This window comes from Devosia lacusdianchii (assembly GCF_022429625.1).
Lineage (GTDB): Bacteria > Pseudomonadota > Alphaproteobacteria > Rhizobiales > Devosiaceae > Devosia > Devosia lacusdianchii.
On the sequence record NZ_CP092483.1, the window covers coordinates 1,047,543 to 1,073,982 of the forward strand.

Annotated in this window: 27 protein-coding genes; 9 read left to right on the top strand and 18 right to left on the bottom strand. The window is 64.0% G+C overall.

Annotated elements, in window-relative coordinates; translation table 11 throughout:
- Positions 1–2: 2 nt before the first annotated feature.
- From MF606_RS05105 to MF606_RS05135, 7 genes are read right to left on the bottom strand one after another with little or no spacing between them, the layout of a single operon-like run.
- A complete protein-coding gene (locus MF606_RS05105; RefSeq protein ID WP_240232627.1) occupies positions 3–770 on the bottom strand; it encodes an SDR family NAD(P)-dependent oxidoreductase in 768 nt (255 codons plus the stop codon).
- Positions 767–1,573, bottom strand: a complete 807-nt coding sequence (locus MF606_RS05110; protein ID WP_240232629.1) for an SDR family NAD(P)-dependent oxidoreductase — start codon at positions 1,571–1,573, stop codon at positions 767–769. Before MF606_RS05110 ends, MF606_RS05105 begins: the two co-directional genes overlap by 4 nt.
- Positions 1,570–2,391 carry a sugar phosphate isomerase/epimerase family protein gene (locus MF606_RS05115; protein WP_240232631.1) on the bottom strand — a complete coding sequence of 274 codons (822 nt, stop codon included), beginning with the start codon at positions 2,389–2,391 and terminating at the stop codon, positions 1,570–1,572. Before MF606_RS05115 ends, MF606_RS05110 begins: the two co-directional genes overlap by 4 nt.
- Positions 2,388–3,437: a Gfo/Idh/MocA family protein gene (locus MF606_RS05120; protein ID WP_240232633.1), complete on the bottom strand. Its 1,050-nt coding sequence runs from the start codon at positions 3,435–3,437 to the stop codon at positions 2,388–2,390. The genes MF606_RS05115 and MF606_RS05120 overlap by 4 nt, the downstream gene beginning before the upstream one ends.
- Entirely contained in the window at positions 3,434–4,414 is a 981-nt protein-coding gene (locus tag MF606_RS05125) for a C-terminal binding protein (protein WP_240232640.1), read from the bottom strand. The genes MF606_RS05120 and MF606_RS05125 overlap by 4 nt, the downstream gene beginning before the upstream one ends.
- On the bottom strand, positions 4,414–5,193 hold the full coding sequence (locus MF606_RS05130; RefSeq protein WP_240232648.1) for an acetoacetate decarboxylase family protein: 780 nt from the start codon (positions 5,191–5,193) through the stop codon (positions 4,414–4,416). Before MF606_RS05130 ends, MF606_RS05125 begins: the two co-directional genes overlap by 1 nt.
- Positions 5,190–5,942 carry a FadR/GntR family transcriptional regulator gene (locus MF606_RS05135; protein WP_275693126.1) on the bottom strand — a complete coding sequence of 251 codons (753 nt, stop codon included), beginning with the start codon at positions 5,940–5,942 and terminating at the stop codon, positions 5,190–5,192. Before MF606_RS05135 ends, MF606_RS05130 begins: the two co-directional genes overlap by 4 nt.
- Before the next feature lie 142 nt (positions 5,943–6,084).
- Here MF606_RS05135 and MF606_RS05145 point away from each other — a divergent pair, with 142 nt between their 5' ends.
- Positions 6,085–7,212: a mandelate racemase/muconate lactonizing enzyme family protein gene (locus MF606_RS05145; protein WP_240232650.1), complete on the top strand. Its 1,128-nt coding sequence runs from the start codon at positions 6,085–6,087 to the stop codon at positions 7,210–7,212.
- Here the strand turns inward: MF606_RS05145 and MF606_RS05150 are convergent.
- Positions 7,199–7,876 (bottom strand): SGNH/GDSL hydrolase family protein, encoded by a 678-nt coding sequence (locus tag MF606_RS05150; protein WP_240232652.1) that lies wholly within the window; start codon positions 7,874–7,876, stop codon positions 7,199–7,201. The genes MF606_RS05145 and MF606_RS05150 overlap by 14 nt on opposite strands.
- Positions 7,877–8,034: 158 nt before the next feature.
- Here MF606_RS05150 and MF606_RS05155 point away from each other — a divergent pair, with 158 nt between their 5' ends.
- The 8 genes from MF606_RS05155 to MF606_RS05190 all read left to right on the top strand — a co-directional run bounded on the left by MF606_RS05155 (position 8,035) and on the right by MF606_RS05190 (position 15,755).
- Positions 8,035–9,222: a sugar ABC transporter substrate-binding protein gene (locus MF606_RS05155; protein WP_240232660.1), complete on the top strand. Its 1,188-nt coding sequence runs from the start codon at positions 8,035–8,037 to the stop codon at positions 9,220–9,222.
- A 228-nt stretch (positions 9,223–9,450) separates the two neighbouring features.
- A complete protein-coding gene (locus tag MF606_RS05160; RefSeq protein WP_240232662.1) occupies positions 9,451–10,971 on the top strand; it encodes a sugar ABC transporter ATP-binding protein in 1,521 nt (506 codons plus the stop codon).
- Positions 10,972–10,981: 10 nt separating this feature from the next.
- Positions 10,982–11,974 carry an ABC transporter permease gene (locus MF606_RS05165; RefSeq protein WP_240232664.1) on the top strand — a complete coding sequence of 331 codons (993 nt, stop codon included), beginning with the start codon at positions 10,982–10,984 and terminating at the stop codon, positions 11,972–11,974.
- Positions 11,974–12,714 (top strand): FadR/GntR family transcriptional regulator, encoded by a 741-nt coding sequence (locus MF606_RS05170; RefSeq protein WP_240232666.1) that lies wholly within the window; start codon positions 11,974–11,976, stop codon positions 12,712–12,714. The genes MF606_RS05165 and MF606_RS05170 overlap by 1 nt, the downstream gene beginning before the upstream one ends.
- Entirely contained in the window at positions 12,698–13,474 is a 777-nt protein-coding gene (locus MF606_RS05175; RefSeq protein ID WP_240232668.1) for an L-rhamnose 1-dehydrogenase Lra1, read from the top strand. Before MF606_RS05170 ends, MF606_RS05175 begins: the two co-directional genes overlap by 17 nt.
- A 9-nt stretch (positions 13,475–13,483) precedes the next feature.
- Positions 13,484–13,801 carry an L-rhamnose mutarotase gene (rhaM, locus tag MF606_RS05180; protein ID WP_240232670.1) on the top strand — a complete coding sequence of 106 codons (318 nt, stop codon included), beginning with the start codon at positions 13,484–13,486 and terminating at the stop codon, positions 13,799–13,801.
- An 11-nt stretch (positions 13,802–13,812) separates the two neighbouring features.
- Complete coding sequence (gene rhmD, locus MF606_RS05185) at positions 13,813–14,991, top strand: L-rhamnonate dehydratase (protein ID WP_240232672.1); 1,179 nt, start codon at positions 13,813–13,815, stop codon at positions 14,989–14,991.
- A 17-nt stretch (positions 14,992–15,008) separates the two neighbouring features.
- Complete coding sequence (locus tag MF606_RS05190) at positions 15,009–15,755, top strand: SDR family NAD(P)-dependent oxidoreductase (RefSeq protein ID WP_240232675.1); 747 nt, start codon at positions 15,009–15,011, stop codon at positions 15,753–15,755.
- A 103-nt stretch (positions 15,756–15,858) separates the two neighbouring features.
- Here the strand turns inward: MF606_RS05190 and MF606_RS05195 are convergent, their stop codons facing one another.
- The 10 genes from MF606_RS05195 to MF606_RS05240 all read right to left on the bottom strand — a co-directional run bounded on the left by MF606_RS05195 (position 15,859) and on the right by MF606_RS05240 (position 26,251).
- A complete protein-coding gene (locus MF606_RS05195; protein WP_240232678.1) occupies positions 15,859–16,644 on the bottom strand; it encodes an IclR family transcriptional regulator in 786 nt (261 codons plus the stop codon).
- A 43-nt stretch (positions 16,645–16,687) separates the two neighbouring features.
- A complete protein-coding gene (locus MF606_RS05200; protein WP_240232680.1) occupies positions 16,688–17,896 on the bottom strand; it encodes an aminotransferase class V-fold PLP-dependent enzyme in 1,209 nt (402 codons plus the stop codon).
- A gap of 22 nt (positions 17,897–17,918) precedes the next feature.
- The gene (locus MF606_RS05205; protein ID WP_240232682.1) at positions 17,919–18,410 is read right to left on the bottom strand and encodes a RidA family protein; all 492 of its coding nucleotides are present in this window, start codon (positions 18,408–18,410) and stop codon (positions 17,919–17,921) included.
- Positions 18,411–18,423: 13 nt separating this feature from the next.
- Positions 18,424–19,386: an ABC transporter ATP-binding protein gene (locus MF606_RS05210; protein WP_240232684.1), complete on the bottom strand. Its 963-nt coding sequence runs from the start codon at positions 19,384–19,386 to the stop codon at positions 18,424–18,426.
- Entirely contained in the window at positions 19,383–20,390 is a 1,008-nt protein-coding gene (locus MF606_RS05215; protein ID WP_240233788.1) for an ABC transporter ATP-binding protein, read from the bottom strand. Before MF606_RS05215 ends, MF606_RS05210 begins: the two co-directional genes overlap by 4 nt.
- Positions 20,391–20,395: 5 nt before the next feature.
- On the bottom strand, positions 20,396–21,604 hold the full coding sequence (locus tag MF606_RS05220; RefSeq protein WP_240232686.1) for an amidohydrolase/deacetylase family metallohydrolase: 1,209 nt from the start codon (positions 21,602–21,604) through the stop codon (positions 20,396–20,398).
- The gene (locus MF606_RS05225; RefSeq protein WP_420842241.1) at positions 21,604–22,467 is read right to left on the bottom strand and encodes an ABC transporter permease; all 864 of its coding nucleotides are present in this window, start codon (positions 22,465–22,467) and stop codon (positions 21,604–21,606) included. Before MF606_RS05225 ends, MF606_RS05220 begins: the two co-directional genes overlap by 1 nt.
- Positions 22,467–23,408 carry an ABC transporter permease gene (locus MF606_RS05230; RefSeq protein ID WP_240232688.1) on the bottom strand — a complete coding sequence of 314 codons (942 nt, stop codon included), beginning with the start codon at positions 23,406–23,408 and terminating at the stop codon, positions 22,467–22,469. Before MF606_RS05230 ends, MF606_RS05225 begins: the two co-directional genes overlap by 1 nt.
- A gap of 96 nt (positions 23,409–23,504) precedes the next feature.
- Positions 23,505–25,040, bottom strand: coding sequence for an ABC transporter substrate-binding protein (locus tag MF606_RS05235; protein ID WP_240233790.1), 1,536 nt, complete (start codon positions 25,038–25,040; stop codon positions 23,505–23,507).
- 209 nt (positions 25,041–25,249) lie between these two features.
- The gene (locus tag MF606_RS05240) at positions 25,250–26,251 is read right to left on the bottom strand and encodes a LacI family DNA-binding transcriptional regulator (protein WP_240232690.1); all 1,002 of its coding nucleotides are present in this window, start codon (positions 26,249–26,251) and stop codon (positions 25,250–25,252) included.
- Between the last annotated feature and the right edge of the window lie 189 nt (positions 26,252–26,440).

Sequence of the window (26,440 nt, forward strand, 5' to 3'; positions counted from 1 at the left end):
GCTTAGTTCCGCACCGGGAGATCGGTTGTGATGCGGTCCAGCAGGCCGGCTTGGCGGATGTCGACAAACGTTCCTGAGAACTCGTCGCCAAAGCCGGCAGCGAGCCAGGCCACCGCATTGGCTGGTACCGAGGGGGGCAGTAGGTCGGCTTGTGGTACGTCGGATACTTGATTGACCTTGGCCGTACGTATGGCCGCTTGCATATTGGTGTCGACCAGTCCGGGTGCGAAGGCGAATGCTTTGAGATTCTGGCTCGCTCCTTCGAGCGCGGTGGATTGGGTCAGCATCAGCAGTGCCGCCTTGGACGCGCAGTAGGCGGCCCAGCCGGGCAAGGGGCGAAGGGCTGCTCCGCTAACAACGTTGATGACGCGGCCATGCGAGAGGTGGGGCCATAGCGCCGCCGTCAGCGCTGCGGGACCGGTGACATTGACGCGCATCGCTTGATCGAAGGCGATGGGGTCAATGCCTGGAATTGGTCCCATCGGCTCGATGGTTGCCGCGTTGTTGACGAGGACATCCAACCGCCCAAAGGCAGAGATGGCGGCGGCCGCTCGATCGTGCAGAGCGGGCAGGTCCGATACATCGAGTGCCAGTCCTGTGGCCGTTCCGCCAGCCTTTGTGATTGTCGCAATTGTCTGCGCGCAATCCTCGATGCGTCGCCCCGCGACGATGACCTTCGCACCGAAGCTTGCCGCAGCTTCGGCGATGGCAGCACCCAGTCCAGCCCTCGCGCCTGTGACGAGAACGATCTTGCCGGCAAGTGCGCTCATTTCGTTGGTCCGCGCTGGGCGGCTTCGCGGACGGTTTCGGCGGCAGGTGTTGCAGCATAGGCCTGGAAGCCGCCCGTGATGTTGATCAGTTCACCGGTGATAAAGCCGGTATCCGGCCCCATTAGCCAGGAGACCCCATTGGCGACATCGTCGGGGGTGCACCAACGGTGCAGCGGGATGGTGGAAACCACTTCGGCCTCGAACTCCGACCATTCCTTGCCCAGCTTTTCGGCCTTGCGGCGGAAGGCAGCTTCCATGCCGGTGCCCGGGCCGACATGGCCGGGGGCGATGCCGTTCACGCGGACGCCGCTGGTGGCCATTTCGATGGCAAGGCATTGAGTGAGGCCCCAGATGGCATTCTTGGAAGCGATATAGACCGACGAGAATGGGTTGCCGAAGCCGAGCTTGGTGATGATGTTGACGATGCGTCCGTCACCCTGCATCGCCATGATGCGCGCGGCTTCGCGGCACATGAGGAAGGTGCCGCGGCTATTGACGCGGTGGATGCGATCCCAGTCGTCGGCGCTGGTTTCGACCACCAGCGATTGCATGTGGATGCCGGCATTGTTGACGAGGCCATAGAGGCCGCCGTGCCGGTCGGCGATAGCGCGCACGCCGGCGGTGACCGAGGCTTCGTCGCCGATATCGAGCATCTGCGCGTCGCAGCCGATGTCGGTGGCGGCGGCCCGGGCGGCCGCATCGTCGCGATCGGCGACGACGACGGTGTGCCCATCGGCATGGAGACGACGGGCAATGGCGCGGCCGATGCCGCCGGCGCCGCCGGTGACGATGATCGCGCTCATGCGGCGCTCCAGGCGCGGAACAGGTCACGCATCTTTACAGTCTCCGTCAGAACGTCCTGGTGCAGGGTGTCGAAATAGCCCTGGTGGACATATTCGCTGGATAGCCAGCCTTGGTAGCCAGCGTCGCGGAAGGTGGCGAACATGGCGGGGAAATTGAGTGTGCCCTCGTCGAGGCGCGTCTGCAGGGCGCCGGGCCGGGCCTGCCGCAGATGAGCGTGGCCAAACCATGGTGCCAGGGCGTCGATCTCTTCCTGTCTATAACCGGAGACGGCGAAATGGGCGTAGTCGATGGCCAGCTTGACGCCGGGCGCGCGCTGGCAGAGCTCGGCCGTGATGGAAGGGCTTTCGAGATAGGAATGGACATGCGGCTCGATGCAGACAGTAATGCCGGCCTGCGCCGCAGCGTCCAATAGTGGCTTCAGGGATTCAACCGTTTCGGTAAGTGCCTGTGAGCGGCTTTGGGCGCCGTTGATGACGCCGGGCAGGATGAAGACGGTCGGCGACCCGGCGGCGACGCAGAATTTGAGCGCCTGACGGAAATCGACGAGGTTTTCCGCGCGATGGGCAGGATTGGCCAGGTTGCGCTCGACCGTGTCATTGCCGAACAGGTGATAGAGGTTGGAGATCTCGACCGGCAGGCGCTGGCGAATCTCGGCGGCGTAGCGGTCCGGTTCGCCCAGGAGACGCGGCTTGTCGAGTGCCGAGCGATAGAAATAGCCGACGTCGACGCCTTCGATGCCGAGCACTTTGGCGAGGCCGCCGACTTCGTCGAGCGTCAGTTGTGGAAAGGACCACGAGGTCACCGAAAAACGGATCATCGCACGTCCTCCATCCGCCCCGAATGGGCCGAGCGGTACATGGCGTCGAGCAAAACCGCCGAGCGCATGCCGACCGTGCCATCGGCCGGATTGGTCGCAGGAGCGCCGCGGCAGAGATCGACCAGCAGGGTGATCGGGGCGATCGACTCATAGCCGCCCGCGTCATCGGGCAGCGTTTCGATATGAGTCTTGCCGTCGTGACGAATGACTTCGACGCGGGCGCGCTCGATGTCGAATAGCAACATACCCTCGGTGCCAAAGACGCGGATATCGATCTGATAACCGCGCGCCTTGGGCACGGTGGCCGAACCCGACAGGGAGACCGTGGCGCCGTTGCTGAGTTCGACCACGGCGGCGTCGTAGAAATCGACCCCGGCGGGGGACAGGCCGGTGCGGGCAAAGACCTTGACCGGGTCGAGGTCGACAATGCGGAACAGGGCGCCGAGGCCATGGGTCAACTGGCCCCAGCCATAGCCGCCGAAATTGTTGGGATCGGCCCAGGTCGAGGCGGGCGGGCGGAACAGGTGGTCCTGCGTTTCGGCCATGGGCTGGCCGCCGAACAGGTCGGTCAGGGCCGAGGCCATCTGCGCCACCACATGGCGCACGTCGCCAATCCAGCCTTCGGCCACCAGCCGATGGGCGGTCTCGACGATGGGCTTGTAGTTCCAGCCATAAGGCATGACGATCTGGGCTTTGTGGGCGTGCGCGGTGTCGACGAGGGTGCGCGCGTCGGCGGCCGTGGTCGCCATCGGCTTTTCGATCAGCGTGTGGAGGCCGCGCGTGAGCGCCATCTGGGCATGCTGGAAGTGCAGCGTGTGGGGTGAGGCCACCACGACGCCATGCAACTGTTCGCTCTCCAGCATGGCCTGGGCATCGCGGTAGGGTTTGACGCCGGGGAAGCTGGCAGCGACCTTGTCGAGGCCTTCCTGATCGGGGCGATTGACCGCCAGCGTGCCGACATTGGGATTGGCCAGCAGCGCCGGGATGTGGCTCAGCGTGGCCCACCAGCCGGCGCCGATGACGCCGATATTGACCTTGTCACTCATGGCTTGCCTCCCTGCGTGCCGATGGATCCGGGGACGGGTTTGCGCAGGGGCCGTCCGGCCAGGTGCGCGGCGATATCGTCGGCCACCAATTGTTGCAATCGGGTGATGGCCTGCTCGGAATACCAGGCGGCGTGGGGCGTCAATGTCAGATTGGGGGCGTCGCGCAGTGGCGAATTCGACGGCAAGGGCTCGGTGCCGAACACGTCGAGGGCGGCTCCAGCGATCGTGCCGGCCTTGAGCGCGTCGGCCAGTGCGGCCTCGTCGATCAGCGCGCCGCGAGCGGTGTTGATGATGACGGCATTGGGTTTCATCCGGGCGAGACGGTCGGCATTGATGAAGCCAGTGGTTTCGGCGGTGGCGGGAGCATGGAGGCTCAGCACGTCGGCCTGGGTGATGAGGTCGTCGGGCGAGACGCGGCGGACGTTGAGGCTTTCGGCGGTGGCGGCGTTGAGCATCGGATCGGCGACGATGAAGCGGAAGCCTGAAGGCGCGAGGCGCTTCAGCACTGAACGGCCGATCTGGCCAAGCCCGAGAAAGCCGATCGTCGTATCGGCATAGGCGGGTAGCGGCTTGGCGATCTTGACGGCGGCCCACTCGCCCCGGCGCAGGCTGGCGTCAAGCGGCACGATCTTGCGCAGGTGCATCAGGATCAGCGCGGTGGTGTGGTCGGCGACTTCGTCGAGACAATAGTCGGGAACGTAACCGGTTGGTACGCCCTGATCATTGGCGGCGGCGATGTCGATATTGTCGAAGCCGATGCCGTAGCGAACCACGGCGGCGCCGGGTGCTAAGGCGGCAATGGCGGCGCGGCTCATCGGCGCGAATTGCACGATGGCGACGTCGGCGCCGGCCACAGCAGCGGTCACGTCCTCAGCGGTGCGGCACTGGAAGGCGGCGAACTCGGCGCCGGCGGCGCGAGCCGCCTCAGCTTCAGCGTCGAGGCTGGGAAAGGTGTAATCGGTGACGACGACGCGCATCATTGTCCTGCCAGATAATCGTGGACGATCTCGCCGGTGACGAGGGTGAAATCGGCGCGCCAGTAGAAGGCTTCCAGCGGCTCGACCACGGGCAGGCGGAAGATCGGCGCCTGGGCATTGGGCCGCAATTCGACCGTGGCCGGGCCGCGCCAGCATTCGTGCACGACCACGTCGGTGAGCTTGCGCGAGGTGATCTGGCGGATCGCCGGCGTGCCATCGATGTGGTTGATGGCCTTTAGATTGAGATTGGTGCCGAAGTCGAAATGGGCGCGGATTTCGGCCGGGTCGGCCCGTTGCTGCTTATAGGGCGTGGTGACGGTGATGACGTCGATGCCGTTGCGCTCGACGCCGCCGACGATCAGGTCGCCGCGAAAATCGAGGAAGGGATTGGCGAGCTTCTTGGGCTGGCCATGCACCTCGCGGCCATGGGCGACGCCGCCATCGGAGGACAGGAACAGATAGGGCGAATAGGCGCCGCTGCGGCCATTGGGGAGCTTGGCGCCAAACATCACATTGGCCTCGTGATAGGGGCCGATCCAGCTCGTGTCGTTCATCTTGTAGATGTGGATGGCGACCACATCGCCGGTGGGTTCGACCGGTGGCGGCGCAAGGAAAGCGGCCGCCGCCGCATCGGTGCGCCAGAACACCGTCAACACCTCGGCATTGCGAAAGGTGAAGGGGAAGGGCGGGATGAAGGGGGCGTCCCAGGGGGTGGAGAAGCCGCCAGCCAGAATGTCGGCTTCGGTGACCTTGTCGAGGCCCCAGCGTTTGTCGCTCATTTTGCCCTCATGGAGGCTTGGGTGGATTGGAGCACGTGGCTCATGTGGGTGGCCATGGCGAGGCGCGCGGCCTCGGCGTCACCGGCGCGCAGGGCGGCGATGATGGCGCGGTGATCTGTTATCGAGGTGGTGATCACATTGGGCGTTTCCGACGCCGTCTTGCGGAATTCCTGGCCGAGAATGTTGAGGCTCTGGGCGGCGCGGGCGAGGAAGTCGTTGCCGCTGAGTTCGGCCAGCCCGCGGTGAAAAGCGGTATCGAGCTCGCGGTATTTTGCCGGTTCCAGCTTGGCCGCGTCCTGCAGATCAACCAGGTCCGTCAGGGCGTCGAAATCGGCCGGGGTGGCCTGGGCGGCGGCCAGCGCGGCGATCTCGCCTTCGATTAACCTGCGGGCATCATAGAGTTTTTCGACTTCGCTGGCGCGCAAGGTGAGGAAGAAGGTCAAGGGACCGAGCAGGTCGCTGGCTTCGAGTTGGGAAACGAAGGCGCCGCCGCCATGGCGAACTTCCACCACGCCCAACACATCCAATGCGCGGATTGCCTCGCGCAGCGTCGGGCGGGAAACGTCGAAGGTTTCGGCGAGCTTGCGTTCGGAGGGGAGCTGGTCGCCGGGCTTGAGCTCGCCCGTGGTGACGAGGCTGAGGATGCGGGCCACCAGCAGCTCGGTCAGTCCGGCCTTCTTGAGAGGCGCTTCGCCGCTGAAATCACTCACAGGCAAGCTGGTGTTCTCCTCGCAATGCGCTGGCAGCATGCTTGCTGTCTTCTTGCACAAGTGGCCAAGTGGTCTGACCACTTATTGACGTAGCAGGCGCTTCGGTGCTAGTCAATCGATCGGCACGACGAGCCCGGCCAACGGGTCCGCCCCGAAAGTGGGAATTGGAGGACAGCATACGATGCGCATCGGCAGCATCCGCACGACCGTGATCCGCTACGAGGATACCAACGACAACCACAACTGGCGCTACACGGTGCTGGTGCGGGTCGAGACCTCGGATGGCGTGGTCGGCTGGGGCGAGGGCATCGCCATGTGGCCCGAGGCCTGCAAGGCGACGCGCACGCTTGTTGATGAAGGGTTCGGGCCGCTGCTCCTGGATGCCGGGGAAATCACCATTGCCGAAGCCTGGGACAAGATGCGGGCGCATGCCTGGTGGTATGGCGAGGGCGGGATTGCCTGCTTTGCATACTCGGCGCTCGACATGGCGCTGTGGGATATTCAGGGCAAGATCGAAGGCAAGCCCATCTATGACCTGCTGGGTGGCAAGCGGCACGAGAGCCTGCCGGCCTATGCCTGCAACCACGTCAACAAGGCGACGCGGGAGCTCAACGTGGCCGAGGTGGTCGGCTTCAAGGAGCAGGGGTTTACCGGCGGCAAGCTTGGCTTTGCCAAGCGCGGGCTTTCCGATATCGGCAAGGCCGGGCCGGACAATGATGTGGCTTTCGTCGCCGCTTTGCGGGCGGCAGTGGGTGACGATTATGACATCGTCGTCGATATCGGCAACGGCATGCGCTGGGACCGGCAGATGGGCATCGATACGACACGGCGCATGGCCGAGTTCAATATCGGCTGGATCGAGGAGCCGTTCTACCCGACCCAGATCGACGATTATCGGGCGCTGAAGGCGGCGGTCGATCTGCCCATCGGCTCGGGCGAGCGCGAGTTCACCGTCAGCGGCTATCAGCGGCTGATCGACACCGGGACGGTGGATATTCTGGGCGTCGACCCATCGCGGGCCGAGGGGATTACCGGTTTTCACAAGGTCGACGCGGCGTGCGGCAAGGCGGGCATTACCATCAATGCCCATGCCTGGAGCTCTGCGATCCTGACGGCGGCAAGCCTGCATTTGTCCTTGGCCTCTCCCAATGCCCGACTGTTCGAACTCAAGCCCTTCAAGGTTTCGGTGCAGACCGACCTGGTGGACAAGCCGATCTGGCACAAGAATGGCGTCGTTACCGCGCCGACGGGTCCCGGCCTCGGGATCGAGGTCAACGAGGCGCTGGTTGCGGAGCTTAGCCTTGATTAGCGGCAAGCCCCAACATCGTTTGGACGCGCTCGGCCAGCGCCAGACCAAGGGCGCGATGCGCCCCGGCGTCGAGGTGGATTCCGTCGTCGTCGCTGGATTGGATGAACGTACCGGCATCGAAAAAGGGAACGCCAAGGGCCTTGGCGACGCGGGCGTATTCGGCGGCAAATTTCTGCGATTTGGCGCTGCCGCCTTCGAACATGTCCGCCAGCCATGTGAGTTTGGCGAGCGGCGCCGGGGCGACCAGCAGGACGCTTGGGCTGCCGTCACGACCGGTGCCGGAGCGCTTGACGATATCGACCAGCTTGCCGGCGCCGTCGGCGATATCGCCGGCCTGCATGCTCAGACGGGTCTTGAGGTCGTTGGTGCCCAGCATGATGATGACAAGATCGAGCGGCATATGCGTGGTCAGGGCGATCGGCAGGTAGCGCTCGCCATTGCGGATGGGGCCCTCGATCGGGTCGTCGACGCACGTGGTGCGGCCGTTGAGGCCTTCCTCGAAGATTTCGACCTGCGGACCGAGCGCGGCGCCCATGATCCGGGTCCAGCGTTCCGTCGTGCCAAAGCGTCCGCCTGCGCCGCGATAAGGCTGCGGAATGGCGCCCCAGGTGTTGGAATCGCCGTAGGCCAAGATGTTCAGCGGCGGGTTGGTCCCGTCCTGCATACAGTCCTCCTCGTTTTGTACAAAGCTAGGATGGGCGGCGAAGCCGGTCAACGAAAATTGGCCTGACCAAAATACCAATTTGATATTGCTCACGCTAAAAGAGCATGCAATTGTCCGGATAATTGGACAGACCAATTGTCCAAAAATGGGAGAGAGAGATGAAATTGAATAGCTTGCGCCTGGCAGCCCTCGCCGGGCTCACGACAGTGCTCATGTCGGGCGCTGCCTTCGCCGAAGACTTCCACGGGTTTGATCCGGCCAATTTCGATGGCAATATGGTCAGCGCCGAGCAGTTGGCCGCCATGGTGACCGATGCCATCGCCGCCAATGCGCCGCGCAATGGCGAAAAGCTGACCATCGGCTTCGCCAACCTGGCCCGCGACGTATCGTTCTGCCTCAAAGTGGAAGAGGGCATCATTGCCAATGCCGAGGCCGCGGGTATCGACCTGCAGGTGGTGGACAACCGCCTCGACGGCGCCACAGCTTTGGCCAATGCGCAGAGTTTCCTGCAGCGCAATGTGGACTTCGTCATCGAATTCCAGACCGACGCCAATTTCGGCGCCACCATCATGCAGCAAATGGGCGATGCCAATACCAAGGTGATCGCCATCGACATCCCGATGCCGGGCGCGACCTTCTTTGGCGCCAACAATCCGAAGTCCGGCTTCATGGGCGGCGCCTATCTCGGTCAGGCTGCCGTACAGAAATTCGGCGCTGAGAAGGTTCTCGAAGGCTATTTCGTCGTCGGCGAACTGCCGCAGTCCGGCGCCGTGCCGGCCATGCGCACCAATGGCCAGGTGGCCGGTTTCAAGGCCGAGGTCGAAGGTTTTGCCGACGATCACGTCATCAAGATCGACACCAAGAATACGCTCGAGGAAAGCTTCACCCAGATGAACAACGTCATCGGGCGCATTCCGGCCGGCGTGCCGATCATGGTGACAGCCATCAACGACCAGGCGGCCACGGGCATGCTGCGCGCCGTCAAGCAGGCCGGCCGCGAGGCCGATTTGATCGTGGTTGGCATGGGCGCCGACGAGTTGCAGACCATGGTCGACGAACCCGAATTCGTCGCCTCGGTCGGCTACTTCCCCGAGCGCTACGGCAACTTCCTCATCCCGCTGACGCTGATGGAGCTGGCTGGCAAGGAAGTGCCCGATACGGTGCTGATGACGCATTACATGGTCACCGATGGCAATGTTTGCGACTTCTACAGCGATTTCGCCTGTGCGGCCGAAGCTGATGCCATCACCTTCGAATTCCCCGAGGAAGCCTATCAGGCTCACCTCGCCGAAATCCGCCAGCTCCCCGAGCTGCAGGATTCGCTCAACCTGATCCCGACCAACTGACGTGTTGCCGAGGCGGTTCGCCGCCTCGGTTTTTTGCCAGTGGTTGATTGAGCTGACCAGGCAGTCGACACCCTCCCCCTTGTGGGGAGGGATCAAGGGTGGGGATGGGAGCTCGAATATCGTGGCTCTCACACCCCCTCCCAGCCTCCCCATCAAGGGGGAGGTGTCGTCCGGTGACAGCGGAGAGGTAGTGCAATCGATGAACAGGAAAGTGTCTCAGGACTGACCATGACCAGCACTTCTCGTCTCGCCATGCGGGGCATCGGCAAGTCCTTTGGCGGCGTTGCCGTTTTGACCGATGTGAACCTGACGCTCGAAGCGGGCGAAGTGGTTGCCTTGCTCGGCTCCAACGGCGCCGGCAAATCGACCTTGGTCAAGATTTTGACCGGTCTCTATAGCCGCGATGGCGGCACAGTCGAGGTCGATGGCCAGCCGGTCATGTTCGGCAAGCCGGCCGATGCCATCGCCGCCGGCGTGAAGCTCTTGCCCCAGGAAATCTCGATCATGCCCGATATGAGCGTGGGCGAGAATATTTTGCTGGGCGAACTGCCGATGAAGCGGAGCTTCGGCTTTGCGCAGGTCGATTACAAGACCATCCATATCCGCGCCACCGAATTGCTGGCGCAGCTCGGCTTTGAAGCGCTCGATACGCGGCAGGACGTCAAGCGCCTGTCGGTGGCCGAGCAGCGCATTGTCGAGATTGCCCGCGCCATTGCCAGCCAGGCGCGCATTCTGATCATGGATGAGCCAACGGCGGCGCTGACCGAGCAGGAAGCGGGCATGCTGTTTGCCATCATCCGCCGGCTCAAGGAGCAGCGGGTCTCGGTGGTCTATATCTCGCATTACATGAGCGAGGTTTTCGAAATTTCTGATCGCATCGTCGTGCTGCGCGATGGGCGCAATGCCGGCGACTTTGTCACCGCACAAACCAACAAGGCCGAAGTGCTGACCGCCATGCTGGGCGAGACGGCTGGCGATCTCTATCCGGTCGAAGCGCCGCCACCGCCGGGCACCGAGGTCTTGCGCGTCGAGCGCTTCAGCGTGCGCGGCAAGATCGACAATGTGCAGTTCTCTGTGCGCTCGGGCGAGATTGTCGGGATTTTCGGGCTGGTCGGTTCGGGCGTCGAGGTGCTTGGCCGCGCGCTTTACGGCGCGGTGCATAGCGATCGCAATTCGACCGTACTTCTCGATGGCAAGCCGTATCGGCCGACGACGCCGGGACGCGCCAAGCAGGATGGCATCGGCTTTGTGGCCGCCGAGCGCAAGCATGAAGGCATCATCGCCGACCTGACCGTGCGCGAGAATATCGCGCTGCCGTTCCAGGGGCGGTTCACGCAGGGCCTGTTCGTTTCGGAAGAGGCCGAGCGCAACCATGCCCAGGGCTGGATCCGCGATCTCAGCATCCGCACGCGCGGACCGGAGCAGAAACTGCGCACCCTGTCGGGCGGCAATCAGCAGAAGGTGTGCCTGGCGCGCTGGATGGCCGATGGCGTCAAGCTGCTCATCCTCGAAGAGCCGACGCGCGGCGTCGATATCGGTGCCCGGCGCGAGATCTACGCCAAGCTGCGTGAACTCACCGGTCGCGGCTATGCCATCCTCATCCTCTCGTCGGATGTCGAGGAAGTAGCCGGCATCAGCGATCGTGCTTTGGTGCTCGATCGCGGACGGTTCGTTGAAGAATTCCCACGCGGCAGCACACCTGCCGCCTTGATGGCCGCCACGGCCGAACCCAGCCCCAGCGCCGCCTGAAGGACCTGTTATGGCCACGAGCATCGAGACTGCGACACCCTCATTCAAACGTCGCTTCATGGACCTCTTGGGCAAGCCCTGGTCGGGCGTTGTCATGCTGCTGGTTTTCTACCTGGTGTTGCTGGCGGTGTTCGCGCAGCTGTCGCCGTTCTTTCTCAATGCCAATAACCTGCTGCAGATCGGGCTCAACGTCGCCTATATCGGGCTGATGGCGGCGGCAGGGACGCCGTTGATCATTGCCGGCGGGCTCGATCTGTCGGTGGCGGCGATTGCCGGGCTGACGGGCGTGGTCATTGCGCTGCTGGTCGGGCTGGGCGTGCCGGTATGGATCGCCGTATTCATCGCGCTGGTCCTTGCCGGGTCGATCGGCGTGGTCAACGGGCTGTTCACGACGCGGCTGAAGCTCAATCCGCTGATCACGACGCTCGGCATGATGAGCATTGTTTCGGGCATTGCGCTGGTGCTAACCGGCGGTGGCACGCGACCGCTGATGATCCCGGGCTTCAACTGGATCGGCAATCAGCGCGTCATCGGCATTCCCATTCCGCTGATCATCATGGTCGCGACGTTCTTCGGTCTCTGGGTGCTGATGACCAAGACCAAGTTCGGCCGCTTCATCTATGCGGCGGGCGGCAATGCCGAAGCGGCGCGGCTGATCGGCATTCCGGTCGAGCGCACCGTCATCATTCTCTATGTCATTTCGGCGCTGGCCGGGGCGGTGGGTGGCACTATTCTGGGCGCCATGCTCGGCGCCGCCGGTCCCAACGCGGCCGGGGCGCAATTGCTGACGGTGATCGCAGCGATCATCCTGGGTGGCACCAGCCTCAATGGCGGACGCGGCAGCGTGTGGGGGACGCTGCTGGCCGTGCTGATCCTGGGGACGCTCAACAACGGGTTGACACTGCTCAACGTGTCGAGCTTCTGGCAAGATGTGACGCGTGGCGTTGTGCTGATGCTCGCTGTCAGTCTCGACCAGCTGCGCAACCGTGCTTTGGGTGATTAATGATCGCGATCAACGCCTACGCACCCATCGAGCGCGCTTCGGTTGCCGAGCAGGTAGCCAAGCGACTGCTCGAAATGGTGCGGACCAAGAGCCTCAAACCCGGCGATCAATTGCCGCCGGAGCGGGAACTGGCGACCTATATGCAGGTCAGCCGCCCCAGCCTGCGCGAAGCGCTGCGGGGCTTGCAGATTCTGGGCGTGCTCAGCATGCGGCAGGGCGGGGGCATCTATGTCACGGCGCTGGAGGCATCGGACCTGTTGGGACCGCTGCAGTTCCTGATTACGCTCGATAGCGAGAACCTGAGCTCGCTCTACGAGAGCCGCCGCATGATCGACGGCTCGATCGCCCGCATGGCGGCGGAGCGGATCGAACCGGCGCAGATTGCGAGCCTGCATGCACTGGTCAAGGTGCAGGAGGGGCTGACCGAGGACGCGCTGGGGTTCCGGCTGTCCGACACGGAGTTTCACGAGACCATTGCCGCGGCGACCGGTAATCCGTTCCTCGTCACCATCTCGCACTCGCTCTATGTGCTGGGCATGGAATATCGCCGGGTGGCGGCAGCGACGCCGGGTGTGCTGGCGCGGTCGCTGGCCGAGCATCGGGTGATCCTGGCGGCGCTGGAGGCGGGCGACGCGGCGGCCACCGAAGCGGCCATGCAGGCGCATCTGCTCAGCGTGCACCATTCAACGCTCGACGCCATGCAGGCAGGGGGACAGGCGCAAGATGCTGCTCGAGGGTAAGCGGGCCATCGTCACCGGCGGATCGCGCGGCATTGGCCGCGGCATTGCCACCGAGCTGGCGCGGCAGGGCGCCGATGTGGTCATCAACTATTTTGCCGGGGCGGATCGGGGTGGCGATAGCGCTGCCGATGAGGTTGTCGCCGAGGTCGAGGCGCTGGGGCGCCGGGCGATTGCCGTCAATGGCGATATTGCCGATCCTGGCGTCAGCCGCGATCTGGTGCAGCATGCGGTCGAGGCGTTCGGGGGCGTCGATATTCTCGCCTCCAATGCCGGTATCTGTCCGTTTCACAGCTTTCTCGATATGCCGACCGAGCTGTTGCAGCAGGTGGTCGGCACCAATCTCAATGGCGCGTTCTTTGCTGTGCAGGCAGCGGCCAATTGCATGAAGGATCAGGGGAAAGGCGGCGCCATTGTCGCCACGTCGTCCATTTCGGCGCTGGTCGGCGGGGCGATGCAGACGCATTACACCCCCACCAAGGCGGGCGTGCATTCGCTGATGCAGTCGGTGGCCATTGCGCTCGGGCCCTATGGCATTCGCTGCAATTCGGTGATGCCGGGGGCAATCGCCACCGACATCAACAAGGACGACTGGTCCGATCCGGACAAGCGGGCCTATCTCAATAACCGCATTCCGCTGGGCCGTTTTGGCCAGCCCGAGGACGTGGCCAAGGTGGTGGCGTTCCTCGCCTCCGACATGGCGGGTTACGTCACGGGCGCTTCGCTGCTCGTCGACGGCGGGCTGTTCGTCAATCTGCAATAGGAGGCCCTGATGGCCGAGCGCGTCGCCTTCCGCATGCGGGTGCACCCCGACAAGGTCGCCGAATACAAGAAGCGCCATGACGAAATCTGGCCCGAGCTGTCCAAGGCGCTGAAGGATGCCGGGGTCTCGGATTATTCGATCTGGCACGATCCGGAGACAAACTACCTGTTCGCAACACTGATCCGTACCGACGACCACACCATGGCCGACCTGCCCAAGACTGACGCGAACCGGCGCTGGTGGGACTTCATGGCCGATGTGATGGACTATAATGACGACGGCACGCCCACCGCAGTCGATCTGGTCCAGGTTTTCCACCTTCCCTGATCCGAGCCCCTATGTCCGATTTCACCATCACGGCCGTGCGCGTTTCCCTCGTTCAGAGCGAGGGTGATGGTGGCGACTATTTCCAGCAGGGCAAAGGGCACTGGCTGATCGATACGCTGATCGCCAATCCGATGTCGGGCTACGAGAATTACAAGGCCTCGCGCTCGTCCTGGGGTATTGGGGTAATGGGCTCCATCGTGGTCGAGATCGAGACTGCGTCGGGTGTCACTGGCGTTGCGACCGGCTTTGGTGGGCATCCGGCGGCTTGGTTGATCCAGAACCATTTTGCGCGCTTCCTCGTCGGCGAAGATGCGCGCAACATCACCAAGATGTGGGACCAGATGTTCCGCGCCTCCATGCCCTATGGGCGCAAGGGGCTGCCGATTGCCACCATTTCGGTGGTCGATCTGGCACTGTGGGATCTGCTCGGCAAGTTGCGCGAGGAGCCGGTTTACAATCTTATCGGTGGGCAGTGCCACAACGAGATCAGCTTCTACTGCACCGGGCCAGCGCCGGATGCGGTCAAAGACCTCGGCTTCTGGGGTGCCAAGGTGCCGTTGCCGCATAGCCATTTCGATGGCGAGGACGGCTTGCGCAAGAATGTCGCCTTCCTCGAAGCGCAGCGCGCCAAGGTGGGGCCGGGCTTTCCGCTGATGGTGGATTGCTATATGTCGCTGACGGTGCCCTATGCGATCCGGCTCGCCGAAGCATGCGCCCATCTCGATATCTATTGGTGGGAAGAGGTGCTGCACCCCGATGATATCGAGGGTTTCCGGCTGCTCAAGCAGGCCCATCCAAAGCTCAAATGGACCACGGGTGAGCACGAATATACCCGCTACGGTTTTCGCCGGCTGATCGAGGACCGGACGATAGACATCCTGCAGCCCGACGTGATGTGGGTCGGCGGGCTGACGGCCCTGCTGCAGATCGCAGCGCAGGCGGCGGCCTATGATATCCCGGTTATTCCGCATGGTTCGGGGCCCTATTCCTATCAGTTCATCGCCAGCCAGCCGGGCAGCCCGGTCTGCGAATATGTGGCGGCGAGCCCGGATGGGCGCGCCATCCGCCCGATTTTCGGCAAGCTGTTTACCGGCGAGGATTTGCCAGCCAATGGCCGCCTCAGGGTCAGTGCCGCGCCCGGCTTCGGCATGGAGATTGCCGACCGCTCCCTTCTCACCCCATTCGCCTGATTGGCCGGAGATTTTTGATGAACCAGATCGACCTCAACGGCAAAGTGGCCGTTATCACCGGCGGCGCCCAGGGCATCGGCTTTGCTATCGCGCGGCGACTGGTGGCCTCGGGCGCGCGCGTCAGCCTGTGGGACATGAATGCAGAACTGCTGACCAGCGCCACGGCTGAACTCGGCGCGAACGCGTCATCGGTCACGGTCAACGTTGCCGACTATGACTCAGTAGCGGCGGCCACTGCCCGGGTCGAGCAGACGCTCGGCAGTCTCGATATCCTGGTCCACTCGGCCGGTATCGCCGGCAAGAATGCGCCGCTCGATGAGTATGACCTCGACGAGTGGCGGCGGGTGATCGACATCGATCTCAATGGCGCTTTCTACGTCAATCGTGCCGTGCTGCCGGGGATGAAGGCGCGCAATTATGGCCGCATCGTCAACATTGCCTCGGTCGCGGCCAAGGAAGGCAATCCCAATGCGGCCGCCTACGCAGCGGCCAAAGCCGGGGTGGTCGGCATGACCAAGGCGGTTGGCAAGGAATGCGCGAAATACGATATCGCCATCAATGCCATTACCCCCGCCACGGCCAAGACGCGCATTCTCGACGAGCTCAAGCCTGAATTCATCGACTACATGCTGAGCCGTATTCCGAGAGGTCGGTTCCTCGAGGTGGAAGAGGCCGCCAACATGGTGGCCTGGCTGGTTTCGGCCGAAAACAGCTTTACCACCGCCTCTGTTTTTGACCTCTCAGGCGGTCGCGCGACCTACTAAGCAAGAGGAGAAGGGCCCGATGCTCGGGCTCTTGCAGGACAAGCGCCGGGAATTGCTTCTCTAGAAGAATTGGGGCCGACGCGGCTGGCGCGCAGGGGCTCGATTATGAGCCATGCGTCCAGCCGAGGCGCATTTCAACTCGCTTGGCGCTGTCTTTTACCAAGGCGATGAGGTCGGCGTGGACCTTGGATTCAGGGACTACGATGGACATCGTTGCGTGACAGGCACCCCTGTTGTCGCGGATGGGCGCGGCGATGCAGGCTACGGCGAAATCGGATTCGCCGGCCTGGATGGAAAATCCCTGTGCTAGTGCCTCGCGAGCGTTGTCGGCCAGCACCAGCGGGTCCGTTTCGGCTCGGCCCGTGGGAGACACACGCGCCGAGCGTTTGAAAATGCCCAGCAATTCCTCGTCTGGCAGATGGCCCACTAACAGACGACCGGAAGCCGTCCAGTTTAGGGGGCTGCGGCTGCCGACGCGGGAGCTGACGTTGAAGTGGCCACTCCCATCTTCCATGGCGAGCACCACCATCATGTCCTGGTCGCGACCGCAGATCTGCACGGTTTCGCCGGAGAGCCGGGCAAGCTCGTGCATCTCCTGGGTGGCGGCGCCAAGCAGGTCGACGTGGCGAGCGTAGGTCAGGCCATAGTGGTAGAGGCGCGGTCCCAGCCAGATAAGGCCATTGGCGTCGCGGTTGAGCAGGTCCTTATCCACCAGGTCATCGATTATGGCATAGATGGTGGAGAGTGGCGCGCCGATGCCGCGCGCGATTTCGTAGGCCGTGGAGGCCTGCTCGACGCGTTGCAGGTGGTCGAATATCTGCAGGGCCCGGTCGATGCCGCTGGTGCGCGAGCGGCGGGTCGGTTCCACTGTGGTTTCGATGTCGCTCACATGCTGCTCCAGGCCACCGAGATGGTTACGACCATCTAAGCCTTCAGTCGGGCCAGTTCAATATTGCAGCTTCCTGCGCCAGCCAGCGTTCGGCCAGCGGGGTGAAGATCATCTCGTTGGAACGCTGAGCGCGCTCCAGTTCCTCAACCAGCCGCTGGGCGACAACGGTTTCCTCGCCGGGGTGGAGGTTGCAGGGATCGAGGAAGAAGTGGCCGTGTTCGGCCTCGTGATCGCGGACGATCACCGGGCGATCGCCGCGGGCCATGGCGCTGGCGAGGTCCCAGGCGGTGATGCGGGCGGCCTCCGGATCGATGGCCACCTTGAGACGGTCGAGCGGGTTGTCGGTTGGGTCCGGGACGATCCTGGCGATGACGCCCGGGCGGGCGTCGAGCGTTTCGACCCAGAGATCGAGCGCGGCGCGCTCGCGGGCGCGGATGCCGTCATGATCGCGGGTCTTCCAGGCTTCGAGGGCGGTGATGACGCCGGCAATGCCTTCCTTGCCGACCTTCATGCCGCGACCGATGCCGCGGTTCTGCAGGTAGATGTTGCGCACGAAATCCTTGTCGCCGGCGCAGATACCCGAGGTCGGGCCGCCCAGGAACTTGTGGCCGGAGTAGAGCACCACGTCGGCGCCATCGGCGAGGAACTTGCGCAGGTCATACTCGGATGCTGCGTCGACGATGACCTTGACGCCCCTGGCGTGGCAGACTTCGGCGAAGGTCTTGAGCGGGATTTGGGCGTAGTCGACCACATGGTGGGAGACGACGAAGACGGCGGCTACCGTCCGCTCGGTGATGGCGCCGGCCAGTTGATAGGCATGGGCGCTGGTGGCCTGGCCGATCGGGACGACCTTGCCGCCGGCGATGCGAATGGCCTGTTCCACCGGCGCGCCGTAGCTGACCATGTGGCCGGTCTGGATGAGGACCTCGTTGCGGAGCGTCCCGGTGTCGGGGAGTTGCTCGATGGCCCAGAGGTTGTCGCCGGTGATGGCGGCGGCGACCGCCAGGCTGATCGCGGCGGAACAGGAGGCGGTGACGAAGCCGGCCTCGGCGCCGGTGAGTTCGGCGATCGCGGTGCTGGCGCGGCGGTGCAGGTCGCCCATTTCGACGAACTCGGACAACACCCGCGTGATGGCAGACACGGCTTCGGGCACGACAATGGAGGCACCGAGCGATGTCATGGTGCCCGACACGTTGATCACGGGGCGCAGCCCCAACTGGGCGCGAATGTCGCCTGCCACTTTATCGTTCATTGCTTGTCTCCCCTGGGCGTGGTCAGTCAAAGGCGATGACGGCTTCGATCTCGACCGTAATCTGATTGGGCAGCGAGCCGAAGCCCACGGCCGAACGCGCATGCATGCCGATGCTGCCGAAGACGTCACGCATCAGGTCCGAGCAGCCATCGATGACGGCAGGGTGGTCGGTAAAGTCGGGCGTGGCATTGACCATGCCGAGCAGCTTGACGATGCGGCGGACCCGGCCGAGATCGCCCAAAGCGGCCTGCATGACCGCGATGAGATTGATGCCGGTGAGGCGCGCATGCGCATAGGCGGACTCGACCGAAACCCCGCCACCGACCTTGCCGGTATGAAGGCGCCCATCGGCCTCGGTCGGCCCCTGGCCGGAGAGGAACAGCAACTTGCCCTCGGCAACATGGGTGACGAAATTGGCGATCGGCGAGGGTGCTGCGGGCAGTACGATGCCCAGGGCCGCAAGGCGATCGTAAGGCGTGGCATCCGGGCGCTTGGCAAGCTCGGAAATGCTCATGGAGAACTCCAACTCAGACTAGTTCGCCATGGCGGATGCAGGCGACGTGGTGGTTAGCGCCAAGATGCTCGGCGGGTGGAACGGTTTGCGCGCAGGCCTCGATGGCCACCGGGCAACGGGTACGGAAGACGCAGCCCGACGGAGGGTCGATCGGGGATGGAATGTCGCCCTGCAGCGGCACATGGGTGCGCCTGCGGGTGGGGTCGGGAACCGGGGCCGTGGCGAGGAGCGCCTTGGTGTAGGGGTGCCGCGGCTTGGCGTAAACCTGACGCGACGGACCCCGTTCCATGATGCGGCCCAAATACATCACCACCACTTCGTCGCAGAGATATTCGACCACGCTGAGATCGTGGGCGATGAAAAGCATGGTGAGGCCCAAGCGCTGCTGGAGCTCGCCCAGCAGGTTGAGCACCTGCGCCTGCACCGAAACATCGAGGGCCGATACGGGCTCGTCGGCAACGATGAAATCCGGCTCCACCGCCAGCGCCCTGGCGATGCCGATGCGCTGCCGCTGTCCGCCGGAGAATTCGTGGGGGTAGCGGCGCGCATATTCCGGCGCCAGCCCGACAAGGGTCAGCAACTCGGCAATGCGATCCCGGCGCGCGGCGCCGCGTGGATAGCCGCGCGCGTCGAGGGCTTCGCCCAAAATGGCATCGATGCGCATGCGTGGATTGAGGCTGGAATAGGGATCCTGAAAAACGATCTGGAGCCGCTTGCGCCATGCCCGCATGTCGCGCTGGTTGAGCGCGAAAATATCGGTGCCATCGAAAATGGCCTGGCCGCTGGTCGGCTCGACCAGCCGCAGGATGGAGCGGCCCACGGTGGTCTTGCCCGAGCCGCTCTCGCCGACCAGGCCAACGGTCGTGCCGCGGCGGATGTCGAAGCTCACATTTTCAACGGCGTGGACGATGCGGCCATTGCGGCCGGGGAAGCGCTTGGTGAGGCTCTTGACGCTGAGCAAGGTGTCATCGGTCATAGCTCGTGGCTCCGTAGACAGCGCGAAAAGGTGTCTGGTCCCGCCGGGACCAGCGCGGGCAGGGCGGTGCGGCAAGCCTCGATTGCCATGGCGCAACGCGGCTCGAACGCGCAGCCGGGCGGCAGGTTGGTGATGGGGGGCACCGAGCCCGGAATAGAGTAGAGCGCCCGGCGCTCGCCATCGGTGCCCAGATCGCGCGTGGCATCGGGGGTGCAGGCAAGCAGACCCTTGGTGTAAGGGTGGGTCTGGTGGGCGAAGAGACTATTGACCGGCGCCTGCTCGACCACGCGGCCGCCATACATGACCACCACGTCATGGGCGATCTCGGCCACCACCCCCAGATTGTGGGTGATGAACAGGATCGACATGCCGAACTGGGCCTGCAGGCGCTGCAGCAGGTCGAGGATCTGCGCCTGGATGGTAACGTCGAGCGCGGTGGTCGGCTCGTCGGCAATCAGCAGCGATGGGTTGCAGCTCAGCGCCATGGCGATCATGACGCGCTGGCGCATGCCACCCGACATCTGATGCGGATAGTCATCGAGACGGCGCGCGGCGTCGGGGATTTCAACATGCCGGAGCATTTCGAGTGCGCGGGCGCGTGCGTCGGTGCGGTTGAGCGGCGTGTGCAGCGCGATCATCTCGCCGATCTGGTCGCCCACGGTGTAGAGCGGATTGAGCGAGGTCATCGGCTCCTGGAAGATCATGGCGATCTCGTTGCCGCGGATGGCACGAAACTGCCTCGGGGAGAACTGCGCCAGGTCGTGAACTTTGCCGGCGCGATCCCGAAACAGGGCCTCGCCGCTGACGATCCGCCCAGGCTTGGCCAGGAGCCCCATGACGGAGAGGCTGGTGACGGATTTGCCCGACCCGGACTCGCCGACAACCGCCAGCGTCTTGCCGCGCTTGAGATCGAAGGTGACGCCATCGACCGCTTTGGCGGTGAGGCGCTTGCCCACGAACCAGGTCTTGAGGTCGCGGACCGATAGGATGGTGTCGGATGCCATGTCGGTCATGCCGGTCCCCCGCAGTGTGGGCAGCTGTGCCCCGGTTCGGGCTGATGGCGGCGGGCCGCGACGGCCTCGGCACCCAGAATGGCGTAGCGCGGTTCGAACGTCTGGTGCAGCGTGCTGCGCGTTCCCTGGCTGTCGGCGACCACTAGGTCGGTGTTTTCCAGCTCGAACAGCGTGAACTCCGCCGGCTTGCCGATGGCCAGCAGATCGTCCGCCGGCTTGCCGATGGCGCGCTTGGGTGCGGTGGAGGAGGCCACGACCACGTCTTCCATACTCATGCCGAGCGAGAGCAGCTTGCTCATCGTCGTCGCCATGTCCCACACCGAGGTGTCCATGGAGCGATTGTGCAGGTCGGTCGAGATGGTGGTGGGCTTGAGCCCCCGTGCCAGTGCCGCCTTGCCGACGTCGAAGGAGAACGAGGCGCCGCCATGGCCCACGTCCAGAACGATGCCGCGACGGCTGGCCTCTTCGGCGAGTTGGTAGAGGTCTTCGTCCTCGATGATGGAACCGCCCTGCTTGCCATTGAAGCAATGGGTGACAATGTCGCCCTCGGTCAGCAGGCCCAGCACGTCATCATAGAGCGGCGGCGGCTCGCCGACATGGACCATGACGGGCAGGTCGAGGATGCGGCTGAGCTTCTTGGCGAGCTTGAGCGGCACCAGATCCCAACCGCCGGAGATCACTGCGCTGGCACGGACCTTGAGGCCGACGATGATATCGCGGTTTTCCTTGATGACGCCGATGGTGCGATCGATGTCGATCGAGCGCATGTCCTGCAACTCGGTGACGCGGTTGCAGGCGACGAGGCCGATCGAGCCGAGGTTGAGGAAGGCGTAGACGTTCTCGCGGGCGGGTTCGATGATGAACTCGCGCAGGCCGTGGAAGTTGGCTTCGCCGGCCGATCCGGCATCGACAATGGTGGTGACGCCGCGCTCGGCGCCGGCCTGCTCGGGGCGGATCGAGATATCGGTACCGCCATACCAGACATGGGCGTGGAGATCGGTCCAGCCAGGGCTGATCCAGGCGCCGTTGGCGGTGACGGGACGGAAGCTCTCGGCCGAAATGGACGGGCCGAGGTCGCGGATGGTGCCGTTGGCGTCGACCAGAACGTCCACGAGGTCAGGCAGGTTCGGTTGGCCGAAGCCGACCGGCCTAGCGCCCTTGATCAGCAGGCCCTGGGCCTGGAGTTTGAAGCGGTTATCGAACATCACACATCCTTGGCGAGACGCGGGTCGAGGAAGTCGCGGAGGCCGTCGCCGACCAGTTGCAGCGAGAGAACCGCGACGATGATGGCGCCGCCGGGGAACCACATGATCCAGGGTGCCTGCTCGAGATACTGGCGGCCCACGGAAATCATCGTGCCCCAGGTCGGGATATCAGGCGAGATGCCGACGCCCAGGAAGGAGAGGCCGGCCTCGGCCAGAATCGCGTTGGCGAAGATGAAGGTGGCCTGCACCAGCAGCGGCGAAGTGACGTTGCGAAGGACGTGGCGCACCAGAGTGACATGGGTGGGAACGCCGAGCGCACGAGCCGCTTCGACGTAAGGCAGTTCGCGGATCACCAGCGTCGAGGCGCGAACGACGCGGGCCAGGCGCGGGGCATAGACGACGCCGAGCGCGATAACGACGTTGGTGGCGGAGGCACCGAGCGCGGCCACCAGGGCGATGGCCAACAGGATATCGGGGAAGGCCATCATGGCGTCGATCAGGCGGGACACCGGGGCATCGAGCCGGCGGAAGAAGCCGGCCATCAGGCCCAGGAAGACGCCGATGATCGACGAGAAGATGACCACGGCAAAGCCGACGGCAATCGAGGTGCGTCCCGAATAGAGGACGCGGGTAAACACGTCGCGGCCAAGATCGTCGGTGCCGAACAGATTGACCCAGCTCGGCGGCAGCATGCGGTTGCGGACCGCCAGTTGCGCCGGGTCATAGGGCGTAATCACCGGTGCCAGGAGCGACAGCACCACCATGGCTATCAGGATCAGCAACCCGGCCATAGCGGTCGGGCGGCTTGCCATCTTCATGAGCAGATTGGGTTCGCGGAACCCGCTTTGTGCAACAGCAGCCATCAGTAGCGCACCCGCGGATCGACGATGAGGTAGAGCATGTCGATGACAAAATTGACCAGCACGTAGAGGCCGGCGACGACCAGCAAAGCGCCCTGGATCAGCGGATAATCGCGACGCAGGACGGCCGAGACGATGAGGCTCCCGACCCCGGGCAGGCCGAACACCGTCTCGGTGACGATGGCGCCGGAGATGAGCAGCGCGGCGGTCAGGCCGACGACGGTGAGAATGGGGATGAGCGCATTCTTGAGGGCATGCTTCACCACCACGCGCCATTCGCTCATGCCCTTGGAGCGGGCGGTGCGGACATAGTCATCGTTGAGCACGTCGAGCATCGAGGCGCGGGTGAAGCGGGTGATCAGGGCGGAACTGATCAGTCCCAGCGTCACGGCGGGCAGCACGAGGTGGTGCATGCGCTCGGCGAAGCTGGCGCCGGGGCCGCCATAACCCGACGTGTCGAACCAGCCCAGCTTGACCGCGAAGAACTGCATGAGGATCAGGCCCAGCCAGAAACTCGGAATGGAGGCCGCAAACATTGCCAGCGTGGTGGCTGCCTGATCGAAGATCGAACCGCGCCAGTAGGCCGACAGCACACCGACGGGCAGGGCGATCACGGTGGCGATCAGCAGCGAGAAGATGGTGAGGAAGAACGTCGGTTCCGCGCGCTGCATCAGCGCCTCGGTCACCGGCATGTTGAGGAAGATCGACTGCCCGAAATCACCCCGCAGGATGCCGCCCACATAGGTGACGAACTGCTGCGGAATGGAGGCATTGAGGCCCAGCCGCTCGCGGAGGCTTTCGATGTCGGCCGCGGTCGCGTCCGGACCCAGCATGACGGCGGCGGGGTCGCCTGGCGTAACACGCACGATGACGAAGACGATGGTGACCACCAGCGCCATCACGATCAGCATGCCCAGGATACGATTGAGTGCAGAACGAACCATGGGAAGTTCCTTGCCAAGGCGCTCACTGCTTGGCGAACGCGCGGGTTGGCCGGCTAGGGGCCGCCGCGGGGGAGCCGCGGCGGCGTGCTGGTCAGCCTACTGGGAGGACAGATAGGCGTTCCAGAAATAGGGCCACGGCGCGGGCGTCACGCCCTGCAGTTCGGGCGACTGGGCGGCCAGGGCATTGAAATTGCCCACCTTGTAGCCGGGCACCTCGTCGTAGATGACCTTCTGGACGTCGACGAACAGTTCGGCGCGCTTGGCCGGGTCGCTCTCGGCGTTGAAGGCTTCGACGGCAGCGTGCTTGGCGTCGGTTGCCCACCAGCCCGGCGAAGTATCCGACATGATGCCCATCAGGGACGGCTCGGGCAGGAACGGGCTGTGGGTGATGTAGATGTCCCAGAGCGCCGGATCGGCGCGGTTGGTGGTGAGCGTGGCCCACTCGACCACGTCCATCTGCACCTTGAAGCCGACGGCTTCGAGATAGGCCTGGGCCACCAGCGCCATCTTGTAGTGGAACTCATACTGACGGCTGGTCAGGATGCGCAACGGCTTGCCATCGTAACCGGCTTCGGCCAGCAGGGCCTTGGCGGTTTCCATGTCTCCCGTTGGTTTGTAGGCCTCGGTGCCGACTTCGCTGTGCCAGCTGAAGCCTTCCGGATACCAGGCGGCGTCGATCGAGAAGAAGTCTTCCGAGCCGAAAGCGGCCAGCATCATGTCTTCAGGGGCGAGCGCTGCCTGGATGGCCTTGCGAACGCGGATATCGGAGTTGAGGCCCTCCTGGGTGTTCATCATGAACACCGGCCAGCCGAACGGAGCCAGCACAACCGGGTCGGTCGCGCCGTCGCTGATCTGCTGGAAGGATTCCACCGGCAGCTGATCGACATAGTCGTACTGGCCGGCCATGGCCGCGCCGATACGCGTGTTCGGATCGGGAACAGGGACGAAGCGGATTTCGTCGAGATACTGGTTGCGGGCGCCGCCATAGCCGTTGGCCTCGCCGCCGAGCGACTGGTAGTCGTCGAAACGGACAAGCTGAATGTACTGGTCTGGGACGCGTTCCTGCAGCTTGTAGGGGCCGGTGCCGATGAAGGCTTCCAGCGGATCCTGTGCGGCATTGGCCGCCGGGATGATGATCGCGGCGGCATTGTTGAGCGACAGCAGCGCGACCAGCGGTGCGTAGGGCTTGGAGAGGGTGATGGTGACGGTAGCGTCATCGGTGGCGGTGATGCCGGTGATCACCTCGGCGGCCTGCTTGCCGCGGGTGGCGATCTTGGTCCAGCGCTCGAGCGAGGCCACGACGTCGGCCGCGGTCATGACGTTGCCATCGTGGAACTTGACGCCGGTACGCAGCGGAATGGTGACGGTCATGCCGTCTGCCGAAATGGTCGGGAGTTCGGCGGCGAGCAGCGGCGTTGCACCCCACTTGGCATCGAAAGTGTAGAGCGTCTCGAAGATGTGCTGGGTGACGATGCCAACCAAGTCGGCAGTCGAGGCCATCGGGTCGAGCGTCGGCGGTTCGCCAATCGTGGCAACGTCGATGATGCCGCCCTTGGTCTGGGCGTAGGCCATTCCGTTCAGAGACAGCAAGGCAACCGCAGTCGTTGCCACTGCCAAGGCAGTACGCTTCATCATATCCTCCTCCGTATATTCCTTAATATTGGAATATATACCTTTGTTACAGATGTAAGCATGCATTCTCTTGGGCGTGCGTCAAGAGCGGAGTGCGTGAGCACACCTCCACAAGGGCAGGGGTCCCAGCGATCATCGGGGAAATGCGAGCAGTGCCGAGGGCTTACAGAAGCATTTGGGGTCGCCCCACAAATGGGGCTGGCAGGCGGCTAGCCGTCGCGGAGGGTACTGCCTCGGGCGCTGACGACCGGCAATTTTACATAATGCTCGGCAGTGGTGCGCCCGCCGATGCGACTGAGCAGCATGCGGGTCGCCTCGCGAGCCACTTCGCGCCCGGCCTGATCGATGCTGGTCAGATTATTCTGGGTGAAAGCGCAGGGCGGGGAATTGTCGTAGCCGATGACGCCGACATCCTCTGGCACGCGTCGGCCAAGCGAACGCACGGCGCTTAGCACTTCGAGAGCATAATAATCCGCCCAGCCGAAGATCGCGTCCGGTGGCTCCGGACTCTCGAGCAAAGCCCGCACCGTCGCGGTCACGTCATCGAGCCCATCGTCTGCCGGTGCGATACGGCTGTAATGGGCAAGGCCTGCGGCGCGCATAGCGGCCTTGTAGCCGAGTTCGCGCTCCTGAGAGACGTCGACGCGGCCCAGATTGGCCCGACCCAGCGTGATCATTGCGGGGCGCTGATAACCCTGCGCCAGCAAGTGCTCCACCACCAGGGCGCCCCCGCGCCGATCGTCGTTATTGGCGGAATCGTAGGCGGTTGCGGTCGGCTCGTGGTGGCCGATGACAACCACAGGCGTGGCCCGCGCGACGGCTTCAAGCTCGGCCGCGTCAAGACGCTGGCCGATCATGATCAGGCCGTCCATCTGGCGGTCGATCAAGGCGTTGACGATGGTGGACTCAACCGACGCCGAGCCGCGGCCAATGCCGATCAACGGCACATATTGCGTGCCGGCCAGGACGTCGTCGATGCCGTCGATGAGCTGCGGAAAGAACGGGTTCCGGATATCGGCCATCAACACGCCGATCGTGTAGGTCTGGCCACGCATGCCGCGCGCCGCAGCGCTCGGACGATAGTTCAGCTCGGCGATGGAGGCTTCCACCTTGGCGCGCAGGGCGGCGCTGACGCCATAGGCGTTGCGCAGCACCTTGGAAACCGCCGCCACCGAGACGCCGGAGTGCTCCGCGACGGTGCGAATGGTCACGCGGCCGGTCCTGCCCGATTGGATGTCGCTGTCCTGATTCACGGAATGCCCTGTCTGCCTTACGGCCCGGTCTAGGCCAGCAGCCTCCTCTTCGCAAGCTCCCCCGTAGATCGTTTTCCGAGCGACTTTACAAAGTTTGTGCAACGGTCTACAGAGAACGTTATACGAAATGGCGCGAGCAGACGCCAG

Bases quoted from the DNA above. Each gene is read 5' to 3' on its own strand.
- MF606_RS05105 (WP_240232627.1), bottom strand. From the start codon at position 770: ATGAGCGCACTTGCCGGCAAGATCGTTCTCGTCACAGGCGCGAGGGCT.
- MF606_RS05110 (WP_240232629.1), bottom strand. From the start codon at position 1,573: ATGAGCGCGATCATCGTCACCGGCGGCGCCGGCGGCATCGGCCGCGCC.
- MF606_RS05115 (WP_240232631.1), bottom strand. From the start codon at position 2,391: ATGATCCGTTTTTCGGTGACCTCGTGGTCCTTTCCACAACTGACGCTC.
- MF606_RS05120 (WP_240232633.1), bottom strand. From the start codon at position 3,437: ATGAGTGACAAGGTCAATATCGGCGTCATCGGCGCCGGCTGGTGGGCC.
- MF606_RS05125 (WP_240232640.1), bottom strand. From the start codon at position 4,414: ATGCGCGTCGTCGTCACCGATTACACCTTTCCCAGCCTCGACGCTGAA.
- MF606_RS05130 (WP_240232648.1), bottom strand. From the start codon at position 5,193: ATGAGCGACAAACGCTGGGGCCTCGACAAGGTCACCGAAGCCGACATT.
- MF606_RS05135 (WP_275693126.1), bottom strand. From the start codon at position 5,942: ATGCTGCCAGCGCATTGCGAGGAGAACACCAGCTTGCCTGTGAGTGAT.
- MF606_RS05145 (WP_240232650.1), top strand. From the start codon at position 6,085: ATGCGCATCGGCAGCATCCGCACGACCGTGATCCGCTACGAGGATACC.
- MF606_RS05150 (WP_240232652.1), bottom strand. From the start codon at position 7,876: ATGCAGGACGGGACCAACCCGCCGCTGAACATCTTGGCCTACGGCGAT.
- MF606_RS05155 (WP_240232660.1), top strand. From the start codon at position 8,035: ATGAAATTGAATAGCTTGCGCCTGGCAGCCCTCGCCGGGCTCACGACA.
- MF606_RS05160 (WP_240232662.1), top strand. From the start codon at position 9,451: ATGACCAGCACTTCTCGTCTCGCCATGCGGGGCATCGGCAAGTCCTTT.
- MF606_RS05165 (WP_240232664.1), top strand. From the start codon at position 10,982: ATGGCCACGAGCATCGAGACTGCGACACCCTCATTCAAACGTCGCTTC.
- MF606_RS05170 (WP_240232666.1), top strand. From the start codon at position 11,974: ATGATCGCGATCAACGCCTACGCACCCATCGAGCGCGCTTCGGTTGCC.
- MF606_RS05175 (WP_240232668.1), top strand. From the start codon at position 12,698: ATGCTGCTCGAGGGTAAGCGGGCCATCGTCACCGGCGGATCGCGCGGC.
- rhaM (WP_240232670.1), top strand. From the start codon at position 13,484: ATGGCCGAGCGCGTCGCCTTCCGCATGCGGGTGCACCCCGACAAGGTC.
- rhmD (WP_240232672.1), top strand. From the start codon at position 13,813: ATGTCCGATTTCACCATCACGGCCGTGCGCGTTTCCCTCGTTCAGAGC.
- MF606_RS05190 (WP_240232675.1), top strand. From the start codon at position 15,009: ATGAACCAGATCGACCTCAACGGCAAAGTGGCCGTTATCACCGGCGGC.
- MF606_RS05200 (WP_240232680.1), bottom strand. From the start codon at position 17,896: ATGAACGATAAAGTGGCAGGCGACATTCGCGCCCAGTTGGGGCTGCGC.
- MF606_RS05205 (WP_240232682.1), bottom strand. From the start codon at position 18,410: ATGAGCATTTCCGAGCTTGCCAAGCGCCCGGATGCCACGCCTTACGAT.
- MF606_RS05210 (WP_240232684.1), bottom strand. From the start codon at position 19,386: ATGACCGATGACACCTTGCTCAGCGTCAAGAGCCTCACCAAGCGCTTC.
- MF606_RS05215 (WP_240233788.1), bottom strand. From the start codon at position 20,390: ATGGCATCCGACACCATCCTATCGGTCCGCGACCTCAAGACCTGGTTC.
- MF606_RS05220 (WP_240232686.1), bottom strand. From the start codon at position 21,604: ATGTTCGATAACCGCTTCAAACTCCAGGCCCAGGGCCTGCTGATCAAG.
- MF606_RS05225 (WP_420842241.1), bottom strand. From the start codon at position 22,467: ATGGCTGCTGTTGCACAAAGCGGGTTCCGCGAACCCAATCTGCTCATG.
- MF606_RS05230 (WP_240232688.1), bottom strand. From the start codon at position 23,408: ATGGTTCGTTCTGCACTCAATCGTATCCTGGGCATGCTGATCGTGATG.
- MF606_RS05235 (WP_240233790.1), bottom strand. From the start codon at position 25,040: ATGAAGCGTACTGCCTTGGCAGTGGCAACGACTGCGGTTGCCTTGCTG.